Below are 12,991 nucleotides of genomic sequence, written 5' to 3'. Positions count from 1 at the left end.
TATGGATGGCACGACAGTCGCGCTTGTCCCCAATTTGGGTACAAGGCTGCAAGCACCTGATCTAGGTAATAACCCTTATGAGTTGGCGGCGGCCAGGCACAGCGCGAACAACTGGCGCTGGCTGGAAATGCCCAGGCGGCGGTAGGCGCGTTTCTGGTATGTCACCACGCTGGACGCCTTGACGCCGATGCGCTCGCCGATGTCTTGTGCGGTGTGTCCTTCGAGCACCCCGCGCAGCACATCCAGCTCGCGCTTGGAAAGGTCCGGGCACAAACCGCGCACGCGTGCCAGCATGAGCTGCGGAATGCCCATCTGCACCTGGCCGCACAGCGTGTAGTGGTGGCTGGCGGCGTGGGCGATAAGCGGTGCCATGGCCTCCAGCTGCTCGATTTCGCGCACCTGGAACAGACCCCGGCTGTGGTCGCGGTAGAGGTTCACCGAAAGCCAGATGTCTTCGGCGGGCTGCAGCAGCAGGGACAGCCGGTCCGATACATTGGGCTGGTGATAGCAGGCTGCGCGGTAGCCCTCGTGCGCGATGTCGTCGCTGGTCTGCTGGTGCAGCAGAAGGCTGCTCCCGTGCCGCCGCGACCCCGCCGCGCTGACGATGCGCTGGTTGCCGTCCAGCGCGTAGAAGCGGCTCGCGTAGGTGTCGGCCACGTCGCGCAGGTAGCGGCCGCCGCGATGGTCCGCCACGGACATGGTGCGCGGCCGGTTGCCGAACTCATAGGCGAATACCGTGCATTGCGAGATGCCCGCCACGCCACTCGTCAGCTTGAGGACTTCCGACGCGAATGCGTTGGCGTCGGTGGCACCGATCGACAACATGAGACTGGTGGCTCGCGACAAGTCAAGCTGGCCGGAGACGGCAGGGCGGTCAAGGCGCCAGGAGCGCATAGCAGTGGGGAACTGGGGGGCGTGAAGCGATTCTAGCGGATAGCGCCGGCCATGCGTGCAATGGAGAGTATCCCGTCAACTGCAAGACGGGATACTCAGGGATACTTAGCGCAGATGTCCGCCAAACAGGCCAAGGAGGCCAATGACAATGAGGTAGATGGCGACGATGTAGTTCAGCAATCGCGGTACAAGCAGAATCAGGATGCCCGCGATCAGCGATATGAGAGGTCCGGCGCTGGTGATGACGGTCATGATGGCTCCCTATGCTCCATATGGTTGGCTGGATCGCCGCAGAAGCGGGTGATGGGCCGATGGGCCGACTGAAGTTCGAACCGTTCCTGCGGCACGTTCGTTGCCATCCGGTTATTTGGATTGTTCGGCAAGACTTACCAGCGTATGTCTCGCTCCCACGCCTTCAATTCTTCCTCGGCCTTTTCCTTGGTACAGCCATAGCGTTCCTGGATCCTGCCAACAAGCTGGTCTCGCTTGCCGCCAATCCGTGCGATGTCGTTGTCGGTCAGCTTTCCCCACTTCTCCTTGACCTTGCCCTTGGTTTGTTCCCATTTGCCTTCGATGCGATCCCAGTTCATACCTGACTCCTGAATGTTGGGGGCCCACGGCTGGGCCACACGCCTCATTTCGCGTGCCTGTTCCTTGTTTTTAGTCTGCAGCGGTTGATCCAGATGTCGGACGATCTCCTATTTTCGCGAGGCAACGTGCGGTCTTCGACAGCAGGAATGAAACATGCCGCACGTCGAGCAATGCCGGTGGAGCGCCAGGGTGCTTTCGTGAGCCGTGCAAGCCGAAAGAATCGGAATACGTCCTACATCGCGCCTGGCTGATTGCGCATAGAACAGAGATATCCCGCAGACCACGCCATGCATGTCGAATGCCTGTCGGTTCTGTCTTGCGCCAACGGAGAACCACCATGTCCGGAGACATCCACGTTGTCCCTCACGGCAGTGAGTGGGCCATTGCCATCGAAGGCACCGGGACCCGCACGCGGTACCGGTCCCGGGAGGAAGCCATTGCCATTGCCACCCGGCTGGCGAAGTGGAAAAGAGTGGAACTGCTGATTCACGAGCTCGACGGGCAGATCCGTGAGCGGGCTGCGGTTGCTCGCAATTCCGCAGACCATAGGGGATAAACGAAAGTCCGAGGGCTCCTTTCGCCGAACCCCCATTTCCGCCGCGACCACCATGCCGCGGCGCTTTTTTATGGCGGAGCAGGCGTGATCTGGCGGGAATGAATCGGCGGCACTATGCTTTATCGCGACTGCTCTCCGAAAGAGAGCTGAGGGGGATCCAATATGCATCTCGGCATGATCGGATTGGGGCGCATGGGTGCCAGTCTGGTACAGCGTCTTGTCAAGGATGGCCACACCTGCGATGTCCACGATGTGAACCCGGCCGCCGTGCGGAAGATGGAGGGCGCCGGTGTCCAGGGGCGGGACTCGATGGACGAACTGGTCGCTAACCTGTCCAGGCCGCGCGTGGTGTGGGTAATGGTTCCTGCAGCCGTGACCGGCCAGACCATCGAGGAGGTCGCTGCCCGCATGGACGTAGGCGACATCATCATCGACGGCGGAAACAGCTATTACCGCGACGATCTGTCACGCGCCAGGGCACTCGGCCAGAAGGGGATCCATCTTGTCGATTGCGGCACCAGTGGCGGCATATTCGGGCTGGAGCGCGGCTTTTGCCTGATGATCGGCGGCGAGGCGGAAGTGGTCCAGCACCTGGAGCCGATTTTCAGGAGCATTGCGCCCGGGGTCGAGGCAGCCTCGCGCACGCCCGGCAGGACCGGGACTCCCACGTCCGCCGAGCAAGGCTATCTGCATTGCGGTCCCAACGGCGCGGGCCACTTCGTAAAGATGATTCACAACGGCATCGAGTACGGCCTGATGGCGGCCTATGCGGAGGGTCTGAACATCCTGTACCACGCCGATGCCGGCAAGCACGTGCGCGATGCGGACGCCGAAACCGCGCCGCTGCGCGAGGCGGAGTATTACCAGTTCGACCTGAACGTTCCCGAGATCACGGAGGTGTGGCGCCGTGGCAGCGTGATTGCGTCATGGCTGCTCGACCTTACCGCTGCCTCGCTGCAGGACAGCCCGGACCTGAAGGACTATGCAGGCCGCGTTTCCGATTCCGGGGAAGGGCGATGGACGATTGCGGCAGCCATTGACGAGGGGGTGCCTGCTCCGGTTCTCAGTGCCGCGCTTTATGAACGCTTCAGTTCGCGCGGCAATGCCGATTTCGCCAATCGGGTCCTGTCCGCGATGCGCAAGCAGTTTGGCGGGCACGACGAGAAAGGCTAGCCAGGACGTGAAGATGAACCACATCGCATCTGGACCCAACCCAACGCTGGACGATCTGTGCATCAACACGCTGCGCTTTCTGTCGGTTGATGCCGTGCAGCAGGCCAACAGCGGGCATCCCGGCTTGCCGCTCGATGCGGCGCCAATGGCTTATGTACTGTGGACACGCTTTCTCAAGCACAACCCCGGCAATCCGCGCTGGTTCGACCGCGATCGCTTCGTGCTGTCCGCCGGGCATGGATCGGCGCTGTTGTACAGCCTGCTGCACCTCACGGGCTACGACCTTCCGCTATCGCAACTGCAGCAATTCCGGAAGTGGGGCAGCATCACGCCGGGCCATCCGGAACGGGGCCTGACGCCGGGCGTTGACGTCACCACCGGCCCGCTTGGCCAGGGTTTCGGTAATGGCGTGGGCATGGCAATTGCCGAAGCGAACCTGGCCGCGCGCTACAACCGCGACGACTGCCGCGTGATCGATCATTTCACGTACGGCATCGTGAGCGACGGCGACCTGATGGAGGGCATCGCATCGGAAGCCGCATCGCTGGCCGGTCATCTGCAATTGGGCAAGCTGATCTACCTGTATGACGACAATCGGATCACGCTGTCTGCCGCCACCGACATGGCGTTTACAGAGGACCGCGCGCGACGCTTCGACGCATATGGCTGGCACACACAGGTGCTGCCAGACGGCAATGACGTGGCGGCGATCGGGCACGCGCTGGATGCCGCTCGCGCCGAGAGCACGCGGCCTTCGTTGCTTCTCGTGCGTACGCATATTGGCTACGGCTCGCCCAACAAGCAGGACACGTTCGAGGCGCACGGCTCGCCGCTGGGTGCTGAAGAGGTCCGCCTGACCAAGCGGAACCTTGGCTGGCCGGAGGAGCCGCCGTTCCACGTTCCCGAGCAGGCAAACACGCATTTTCGCGAAGCAGTGTCACGCGGGAAGCAGAGCGAGCAGGCATGGCGTGAAGGATTTTCCGCCTATGAAGCGAAGTATCCCGAACTCGCGGCGGAACTGCGGCAACTGATGGAGGAAGCTTGGGACATCGATTGGGATAGCGCGATACCGCAGTTCCCCGCCGACGCCAAAGGCATGGCCACGCGCGTTGCATCGGGAAAGGTCATGAACGCCATTGCAGGGCGCCTGCCGGCGCTGATCGGCGGCTCCGCTGACCTTGATCCGTCGACTTATACGGCGCTGACCGGCCTCGGGGATTTTCAGCCGCCCGGTGAGAGCAGGCGGAGCGGGCAAGACCGGCAAGGCTCGCAGGGCGGCTGGAGTTATGCGGGCCGTAATCTGCATTTCGGCGTTCGCGAACATGCCATGGGCGCGATCATGAACGGCATGGCGGCGCATGGTGGCACGTTGCCGTTCGGCGCCACTTTCCTCGTGTTTTCCGACTATCTGCGTCCGTCCATCCGCCTGGCCGCGTTGATGGGGCTGCATGTGGTCTACGTCTTTACCCATGACAGCATCGCGCTGGGCGAGGACGGGTCCACGCACCAGCCCGTGGAACAGCTTGCCAGCTTGCGTGCCGTGCCTCGGCTGATCGTGGTGCGTCCGGCCGACGCCAATGAAACGGCCAGCGCCTGGCGCGTTGCGGTACGAACACGAGGCCGGCCGATCGCACTGGTATTGACGCGGCAGAACGTCCCTACGCTCGACCGGACGCAGTTCGCCGCCGCCGATGGCTTGCAGCGCGGTGCGTACGTGCTGGCTGATGCGCCGGACGGCAAGCCGGAACTGATCCTGATCGCCAGTGGGTCGGAAGTTGGCTTGATCGTCGCTGCATACCGGCAACTGCTGGCGCTGAACATCAAGGTGCGTCTGGTCTCGATGCCGAGCTGGGAGTTGTTCGACGAACAGCCGCAGGCGTATCGCGATACCGTGTTGCCGCCAGCGATTGGCGCAAGGCTTGCGGTAGAGGCCGGCGTGTCGCAGGGCTGGCATCGCTATGTCGGCGAGCATGGCGACGTGCTGGCGGTGGATCGTTTCGGTGCGTCCGCACCCGGAGAGGTGATGCTGCGCGAATACGGCTTTACCGTCGACAACGTCTGCCAGCGTGCGCTCATGCTGCTTCAGCGATAAGGGCGCGCGTCGGGCGTCGCAGTCTCGTCAGGTCTTCCGGGTTGCGCCACTGTCAAGCAGCAGGGCGGTATTGACCAGCGCGATATGTGATAGCGCCTGCGGAAAGTTGCCGTACATGCAGTGCATGACCGGGTCATATTCTTCGGCCAGCAGGCCAACATCGTTGCGCAGCAGCAGCAGGCGTTCAAACAGATCGCGTGCTTCCTGCATGCGGCCGGCCAGCGCATAGGCATCCGCCAGCCAGAAGCTGCAGGCCAGGAACGTTTGCTCCTGGCCGGGAAGGCCGTCCGGGGTTTGGGACGGCAGGTAGCGGCGGACGAGCCCATTGGCCAGCAGATCGGCTTCGATTGCCTTGATGGTGCCGAGCATGCGCGGGTCCTTGCCATCGATGAACCCCACCATCGAGAGCAGCAGCAGGCTGGCGTCGGTGGTGTCTCCGCCGAATATCTGGACGAAGCTGTTGCGCTTCGGGTTGAAGCCGTGGGTCAGCACGTCGGCACGTATGGCATCCCGCAGCGCACGCCAGCGCGAGGCGGGGCCCGGCCAGTCATGCATTTCCACCGTCTTGATGGCTCGGTCCAGCGCTACCCATGCCATGACCTTTGAGAACGTAAACTGCTGCGGCCCGCCGCGGACTTCCCAGATGCCTTCGTCGGGCTGCTGCCAGATCGCGGCAAGGTGTTCGACCAGTGCCCGCTGCAGCGCCCACGACGCCTGGTCGCGCGGCAAGCCACCCAGGCGCGCCTGGAACAGGGCGTCCATGACTTCGCCGTAGACATCAAGCTGAAGCTGCGTCGAGGCCAGGTTGCCCACGCGCACGGGGCGCGCGCCCTTGTAACCTGACAGCCAGTCCAGTTCCCATTCCCACAGGTGACGCTCGCCCGCCACGCCGTACATGATCTGGGCCTGCCCGGGACTGCCGGCCACCGCGCGCAACAACCAGGCTCTCCATGCCTGTGCCTCCTCGAAGTAGCCCGCAGCCATCAGCGCCAGCAGCATGCGCGTGGCATCGCGCAGCCAGCAGTAGCGATAGTCCCAGTTGCGTACGCCGCCCGGTTCTTCGGGCAATGATGTGGTGGGAGCGGCGACGATGCCACCGGTTGGCCAGTAGGTGAGGGCCTTCAGGGTCAGCAGGGACCGCCTGACCGGCCCCTTCCATTGGCCGCCGGCCGTGCACTTGCCGGACCAGTCCTTCCACCAGAGATCCGTTCGCTCCAGTTCACGCAGCGCATCCAGCGGTGCCGGCGCGGCAAGATGCGATGGCGAGTAGGTCAGCACGAACGGTATTACCTGGCCAGCCTCGACCGAGAATTCGCAGATCGTGGCCAGTCCCTTGCCACGCAGGGGCGCGGGCGTGCGCAGCACTGCCATGGCGGGGCCGGCCACGGCACGGATGCCACTACCGTCCTCCAGGCGCGTCACCCACGGTACCGTCACGCCATAGTCGAAGCGCAGCGTCAGATCCATTTTCATGTGCACTTTGCCGCTGCGGCCGCACACAAGCCGGACCACATCCGTGCGATCTTCAGAACTGGGCGCGCCAAGACGGATCGGCATGAAGTCGATCACGGTCGCCATTCCTTCGGGGTGGACAAAGACGGTTTCAAGTACCAGGCTTCCGGGCCGGTAGTGGCGCATGGTTCTGCCGCCCGGTACTGCCGGGGCGATCTGCCACCGGCCATTGTCCCGCGTGCCCAGCAGCGCGGCCAGGCAGGCGGCGGAATCGAAGCGGGGCAGGCACAGCCAGTCGATGCTGCCGTCGCGGCTGACGAGCGCGGCGGTCTCGCAATCGCCGATCAGTGCGTAGTCCTCGATGGACGCAGTGGAAGCAGCCATGGTGGTCCTGGGTCAGGTGAGGCCCGTCGCCATGCTGACGGGGCCCCTCTGACTGTGCTCGTCGAACGTTCAGGTCGTCGCATCCTCCAGCGCGGCCTGATATTGTCCCAGGCACGCCATGGCATTCAGCCTTGAGCGCTGCAGCAGTGCCCGTTGCGCCTGCGCCAGGTTCGCGGCGTCGCCGTGCCAGGCCAGCAGAGGCGGCTCCTGCAAGGCGCGCCCGTACGAAAAGCTGAGCCGCCACGGGAACGGGCCGATGCGGTTCATGGCATCGAGATTGGCGGTGGCCTCCGTGGGTGTTTGCCCGCCCGACAGGAAGAAGATGCCAGGCACCGCCGCGGGCACCGTGCGCTTGAGCACTTGCACGGTCTGCGCGGCAACCTCAGCCGGCGTTGCGCGCCCGGCCTCCTTGCCGGGCAGCACCATGCTGGGCTTCAGCAGCATATGCTCGAGCACCACCGCATGCCGATGCAACGCGTGAAAGACTTCGTGCAGCACGGCCTCGGTCACCTCGGTGCATCGCTCCATCGAATGCGCGCCATCCATCAGGACCTCGGGCTCCACAATGGGCACTACGCCAGACTCCTGGCAAATGGCGGCATAGGCGGCCAGCGCCTGCGCATTGGCCTTGATGGCAAGCCGTCCGGGCAGGCTGTCCGATACGTTGAACACCGCGCGCCACTTGGCAAAGCGCGCGCCCTGTTGGCGATAGCCGGCAAGCCGCTTGGCCAGTCCGTCAAGACCTTCCGTGATCTCGTCTCCGGGGGCGAGGGCCAGTGCGAGCTTGCCCTTGTCCACCTTGATGCCGGGCACGATACCCTGACGCGCGGCCAGTTCTGGCAGCGGCGTGCCGTCATCGGCGCGCTGACCGAGCGTTTCCTCATAAAGGATCACACCGCTGATGAAATCGCCAAGGCCTGGCGCAGAAAGGAGCAGCGTACGCCATGCCCGGCGGTTCTCCTCGTTCGAATCCACGCCAATGCGCTGGAACCGCTTGGCGATCGTCGGCCCGCTTTCATCGGCGGCCAACAGGCCTTTGCCAGCTTGTACCAGGGCATCCACGGTGGCTTGCAGTTCGCTTCGTGCATCCATGACGGTCTCCGGGAGAGTGCGTAAGAATAAGCACATAAGAACAACCAATAGCTCATAAATCCAATCGCGCAAGCGAGCCAGGGGACGCATGGACGGTCTATGGTGGTCACCCGCACTTTTCCGTTGCCGCGAGGGCGGCGGCAACGCCTTGGAAGGATCGGCAAGGGGGCAAGTGGCCGTCATCTCGCGGCTGGCGGCGAGGATCATCAGAATGAGCGGATTTCGTACAAGCAGAGTCCGCTGCATGATGGAGCGGAAAATGACGCGGCCGGCTGGTTTCTACTGTGCCGGCGGCGCTTTGCGCGCGTAGAACGTGGAGACTTCCTCGATTTCCTTCGGCGTCATCGTGCGCGCCATATTGCGCATCTGCGCTTCGGGGTCGTTGTGGCGTTCCCCTTTGGCAAACGCTTTCAACTGGCTTGTCAGGTAGTCCTTCGGCATGCCCTCCAGCCACGGGGCTCCGAACTTCTGATCGACACCGCCATGGCACGCAATGCACGGTGCGACGTTGCGCAGCGGCGCGCCAACGCGGACCAGTGCCGGAAGCGTTTCGTCATAGGTTGTCGGCGCGGTTCTCGCCTTGGGGAGACTGGCGAAGTAGGCCGCCAGGTCATTGATGTCCTGCTCGGAAAGCCTGGCGGACAGCGCTTCCATGATCGCGCTCGACCTCTTTCCGGTCTTGTAGTCGTGAAGCTGCTTGATCACCACTTCGGGGTACTGCCCCGCAAGGTTGGGTGCGTTGGACATGCTCATGCCCTGCGCGCCATGACACATGGTGCAGTTCAGTGCCAGCGTGGCGCCACGGCCCACCGCATCCGGGGCAGCGGCCCGCGCCATCGACCGATCAAGGACGACGTCGGTCGAGCGTTGCCCTTCCTTCGGAGCCGACTTGTCGCCCCAGGAGGACGGAACGCCCGCGGCCCGGCAGATGGCAGCCCAGATGCCGCCCGCCGTGTAGTCGGCATGGACCGACGGCAGCCAGACGAAACCCACCAGGATCGAAACCACCGCCAGGGCAACCAGCGATACCAGGCTCCGCCGGAACCATGGATTGCGCCACGCGTACATTCCGCCTTCATCGTCGTCCATCACCGGCTCCCGACGGGTACCACAGGCACGTAGGCATCCTTCAGCAGCGCAAGCTGCGCGATTGGATAGCCATAGTTGACGACGGTGAGCCCGATCATCATGGCCACCCACAGGCCAAGCCCGTTCAGTGCCACCGGGGCTCGCAGGCCCGGGTGGACCGGCGTGCTGAATGAATAGGGCGCGGGCACCGCAGCGCCGCCGCCTCGCAGCTGCGCGCGCGCCAGGATCCAGACGAAGATGATGGCAGAGATGACCATCGCCAATCCGCCGAACGTCGACGCCACCACGGTCCACGCCTGCGGATGCAGCGCCGGATGCGTGTAGTCGTAGTAGGCCATGCGACGCGGCATGCCAAGCAGGCCCACCAGGTGCCACGGCAGCGACAACACGAGCATGCCGACGAACCACAGCCAGAGCTGCAGGCGCATGAGCCCCTGCGGCAGCGGCATGCAATGGGTCAGCTGCGGCCACAGGTCGTACGCCACCACCATGTACATGATGACGATGGCGCCGGCAAAGATCAGGTGGAAATGGCCGGTGATCCACTGCGTGTTGTGTATCGATTCATTGAGCTGGTAGCTCATGTTGATGATGCCGCCAGCGCCGCCGAAGCCCAGCATGATGAAGGAGAAGGTCACGGCCAGCATGATGGGGTTGTCCCACGGCAGCGTGCGCAGCCATCCGAAGAGGCCCGTGCCACCGCGCAGCCTGCCTGCGATCTCGACTGACGCCACGATGGTGAAGACCGTCAGCAGCGTTGGCACCGATACCATCGCGGTCATCGTGGCATGCACGAACTTGAACCCGGCGCCGACCTGCGGATCGGCGAACAGGTGATGAATGCCGATCGGCATCGAAAAGACCAGGAACAGCGCAAATGCCACGCGCGCCATGGTGTCGCTGTACAGCCGTCCGCCGATGGCGCGCGGCACGATCGTGTAGAAGGCGACGTAGGCCGGGATCAGCCAGAAATAGACGATGGCGTGCAGGGTCCATGAAAAGAACACCCTGGCCAGTCCCGCGTTGATGGTGTCGGTCAGCCCCAGCGATGCAGGAAGTACCTGGATCAGCAGTTCCAGTGCCGCGCCCAGCGATGTCCACGCCCACAGGTACGCGCCTGCGACGTTGCCGAACATGGCCAGCGGCACGGTTGCGCCGGGGTTGTCCCGCTTCCATGCCAGCAGGTTGACACCCATCAGCGCCACCCAGATCCACGACCCAACCACGACAATCACCACGCCGAGGTAGTAGAACGGGCTGCCAATCATTGGCGGGTAGAACGTGTACAGGAGCGACGCCTTGCCCAGGGCCATCGTGACCGCGGCCATGGCGGTGCCGATCACCACCAGCCAGAAGCCGGCCCATGCCCAGCGCAGGCCGATCAGCGGCCGCTTGAGCGCAAGCTCGGTGATCGCGTAGCCGAAGCCCATGGCCACCAGCGTTGGCAGCACGTACGCCATCACGGTGCCATGCGCGGTGACGGACCGGTAATAGTGCTCGGGGTTGTTGATCCACGCCGTCAGCGGGCTGCGCATGTACATCTGCCATTCCCCGAGCACGATCGCGCCCAGGAAGGCAACAAAGGCGACCCAGAAGTGGGCCAGCACGAGTCTTCTAGCGAGGAACACAGCTCAGCCTTTCTTCCGCACGCGCCCTGGCGATGAACTCGTCAGCCGGCAGAACCTGTACGTGAGCCCACATGGCTTCGTGCCCGGTGCCGCAGTACTCGTGACAGGGCATCAGTTGTTCGCCAGCGTGGGGGAACGTGGTGGTGAATGTCGACACGAAGCCGGGGATCAGCATCGTGTTGGCGTTGGTCGTGCCAACGATGAAGCCGTGGATGACGTCCGAACTCGTGCCGCGGAACGTGACCGGCATGCCGGCGGGAACCACGATGCACTGCGGAACGAACGAATACTGCTGGGCGACGACCCGCACGGTGACCTTGCCATCGGCGCCCATCGCCGTCCCCAGGTTGCTCTCGACGAACTCGCCCTTGATGTGCAGCGTCTTCGCGTCCACCGTTTCCACGCGCGATGGCGGCATCGATGCCCAGTGCAGCCCGACAAAGATCATGATCGCCACCAGCACGGCAATGATGACGGCGACGATGATTGCCCAGCGGCGCTCCGCCGCTTCGGCCACGGCCTCGAAGTCACCACTGTGGGGCGCGGTCGGGGGCATGTCGTCCCTCACTGAACGGCGCCTCGTGGCAGGTACACCACGAAGTAGAAGCCGAGATAGATCGCGATCACGATCGCGGTGGCAATGCCCGCGACAGCAAACGCGCCGGACGGGCCGCCGCTGACGATACGCTCAACTTCGTCCTGGGCGCCCTCTGGATGTTCGGAATGGACGGGATCGGCCATTGTCTGTTCTCACTCGGGAAGCAGCTTGCGAAGCTCGTTCGCCTGGGACGGCGTCACCGGCGTGCCGCTGTTGCCCCATGCGACGCGGATGTACGTCACGACAGCGGCCACCTCGTCGTCGTCGAGGACGTGGGAGAACGGCGGCATGCCATATGGCCGCGGGTTCTTCTTCGTGCCGGGCGCATAGCCGCCATTGAGCACCATGCGAATCGAGTTGACCGGCGATGACATGATGATGGACCGGTTAGTGGCCAGCGGCGGATACGACGGCGGATTGCCCTTGCCCTCGTCGCCATGGCAGACCGCGCATTGCGCCGCATACACCCTGCGGCCCGTTTCCATGACCGAAGGGCTGACCAGGCGTGCCTGGCTTGTTGGCGGCGGCTCGGATTCACGCGGCGGCAGCGCCTTCAGATACACCGCCATCGCCTTGGCATCCTCGTCGCTGAGGTACTGCAGGCTGTTGTAGACCACCTCCGCCATCGGCCCGTACACCGTGGCCCGGTGCGAGATGCCCACCTGCATCAGGTCCGCGATGTCCTTGATGTCCCAGTCCCCCAGGCCGGCCTCGCGGTTGGATGTCAGCGACGGCGCGTACCAGTTCTGGTTCGGGATCATGCCGCCCTCGAACGCCTTCGATTCGCTGGAACCGCCCAGTGCGTTGATCGCCGTGTGGCACATCGCGCAGTGGCCAAGGCCCTGGACCAGGTAGGCGCCACGGTTCCATTGCGCCGACTGGTTCGGGTCGGGCGTGAACTCGCCTTCCTTGAAGTAAAGCGTGCGCCAGCCAATCAGCAGGTCCCGCTGGTTGAACGGGAAACGCAGTTCGTGTGGCCGGTTGGCTTGCCGCACCGGCGGCACGGACATCAGGTAGGCATAGATGGCGTCCGAGTCCGCCCGCGTGACCCGGGTATAGGACGCGAATGGCATGGCCGGATAGAGAAGCGTGCCGTCGCGCGAGACACCCGTATGCATCATCCGGTAGAAATCGTCGGCGCTCCACTGGCCGATGCCGGTTTCATCGTCCGGCGTGATGTTGGGCACATAGAGATTGCCGAACGGCGTGGGCATGGCGCGCCCCCCTGCGAACGCGCGGCCGTTGGGCTCGGTATGGCAGGCCGTGCAGTCTCCGGCGCGGGCCAGGTACTCGCCCCGGTTGATGACCTGCGTTGCCGGATTGGTGGCGACTTCTTTCTTCTGTTCGGGCAACGTGCCGGGGCGCAGCAGGTACAGGGCGCCCGCGCCGATTGCCACCAGCAGGGCCAGGCCGATCACGAGGCGTGCGCTGGTTCGCATTTC

At 64.1% G+C, this 12,991-nt stretch carries 13 protein-coding genes; 3 read left to right on the top strand and 10 right to left on the bottom strand.

Translation table 11 applies throughout. The features are described 5' to 3' along the window. Positions 1-75 precede the first annotated feature (75 nt). From B552_RS0103370 to B552_RS0103360, 3 genes are all read right to left on the bottom strand, one after another. Positions 76-894: a LuxR C-terminal-related transcriptional regulator gene (locus B552_RS0103370; RefSeq protein WP_026035270.1), complete on the bottom strand. Its 819-nt coding sequence runs from the start codon at positions 892-894 to the stop codon at positions 76-78. Positions 895-999: 105 nt separating this feature from the next. After that, complete coding sequence (locus B552_RS28180; protein WP_019447591.1) at positions 1,000-1,146, bottom strand: DUF3096 domain-containing protein; 147 nt, start codon at positions 1,144-1,146, stop codon at positions 1,000-1,002. Between the two features lie 134 nt (positions 1,147-1,280). Further along, complete coding sequence (locus tag B552_RS0103360) at positions 1,281-1,484, bottom strand: CsbD family protein (RefSeq protein WP_019447590.1); 204 nt, start codon at positions 1,482-1,484, stop codon at positions 1,281-1,283. 338 nt (positions 1,485-1,822) lie between these two features. Here B552_RS0103360 and B552_RS0103355 point away from each other — a divergent pair, with 338 nt between their 5' ends. The 3 genes from B552_RS0103355 to tkt all read left to right on the top strand — a co-directional run bounded on the left by B552_RS0103355 (position 1,823) and on the right by tkt (position 5,306). Beyond that, the gene (locus tag B552_RS0103355; RefSeq protein WP_019447588.1) at positions 1,823-2,041 is read left to right on the top strand and encodes a DUF2188 domain-containing protein; all 219 of its coding nucleotides are present in this window, start codon (positions 1,823-1,825) and stop codon (positions 2,039-2,041) included. 162 nt (positions 2,042-2,203) lie between these two features. Beyond that, the gene (gene gnd / locus B552_RS0103350) at positions 2,204-3,214 is read left to right on the top strand and encodes a phosphogluconate dehydrogenase (NAD(+)-dependent, decarboxylating) (RefSeq protein ID WP_019447587.1); all 1,011 of its coding nucleotides are present in this window, start codon (positions 2,204-2,206) and stop codon (positions 3,212-3,214) included. Between the two features lie 13 nt (positions 3,215-3,227). Next, the gene (gene tkt, locus B552_RS0103345; protein ID WP_019447586.1) at positions 3,228-5,306 is read left to right on the top strand and encodes a transketolase; all 2,079 of its coding nucleotides are present in this window, start codon (positions 3,228-3,230) and stop codon (positions 5,304-5,306) included. Positions 5,307-5,333: 27 nt separating this feature from the next. On the opposite strand, the gene B552_RS0103340 is transcribed toward tkt, so the two are convergent. The 7 genes from B552_RS0103340 to B552_RS0103310 form a co-directional block, all read right to left on the bottom strand. Next, on the bottom strand, positions 5,334-7,142 hold the full coding sequence (locus tag B552_RS0103340) for a glycoside hydrolase family 15 protein (protein WP_019447585.1): 1,809 nt from the start codon (positions 7,140-7,142) through the stop codon (positions 5,334-5,336). Positions 7,143-7,211: 69 nt separating this feature from the next. Further along, positions 7,212-8,234 carry a class I fructose-bisphosphate aldolase gene (locus tag B552_RS0103335; protein ID WP_019447584.1) on the bottom strand — a complete coding sequence of 341 codons (1,023 nt, stop codon included), beginning with the start codon at positions 8,232-8,234 and terminating at the stop codon, positions 7,212-7,214. Positions 8,235-8,513: 279 nt separating this feature from the next. Further along, positions 8,514-9,323, bottom strand: coding sequence for a c-type cytochrome (locus tag B552_RS0103330; protein WP_019447583.1), 810 nt, complete (start codon positions 9,321-9,323; stop codon positions 8,514-8,516). After that, entirely contained in the window at positions 9,323-10,951 is a 1,629-nt protein-coding gene (locus B552_RS0103325) for a b(o/a)3-type cytochrome-c oxidase subunit 1 (protein WP_026035269.1), read from the bottom strand. Before B552_RS0103325 ends, B552_RS0103330 begins: the two co-directional genes overlap by 1 nt. Next, a complete protein-coding gene (locus B552_RS0103320) occupies positions 10,938-11,507 on the bottom strand; it encodes a hypothetical protein (protein WP_019447581.1) in 570 nt (189 codons plus the stop codon). Before B552_RS0103320 ends, B552_RS0103325 begins: the two co-directional genes overlap by 14 nt. Before the next feature lie 8 nt (positions 11,508-11,515). Next, positions 11,516-11,692, bottom strand: a complete 177-nt coding sequence (locus tag B552_RS29055) for a hypothetical protein (RefSeq protein ID WP_019447580.1) — start codon at positions 11,690-11,692, stop codon at positions 11,516-11,518. Between the two features lie 9 nt (positions 11,693-11,701). Then, positions 11,702-12,988, bottom strand: a complete 1,287-nt coding sequence (locus B552_RS0103310) for a cytochrome c (protein ID WP_019447579.1) — start codon at positions 12,986-12,988, stop codon at positions 11,702-11,704. Positions 12,989-12,991: the final 3 nt, after the last annotated feature.

Source organism: Cupriavidus sp. BIS7, from assembly GCF_000292345.1.
GTDB lineage: Bacteria > Pseudomonadota > Gammaproteobacteria > Burkholderiales > Burkholderiaceae > Cupriavidus.
This window is presented reverse-complemented; position numbering and strand designations above follow the sequence as displayed.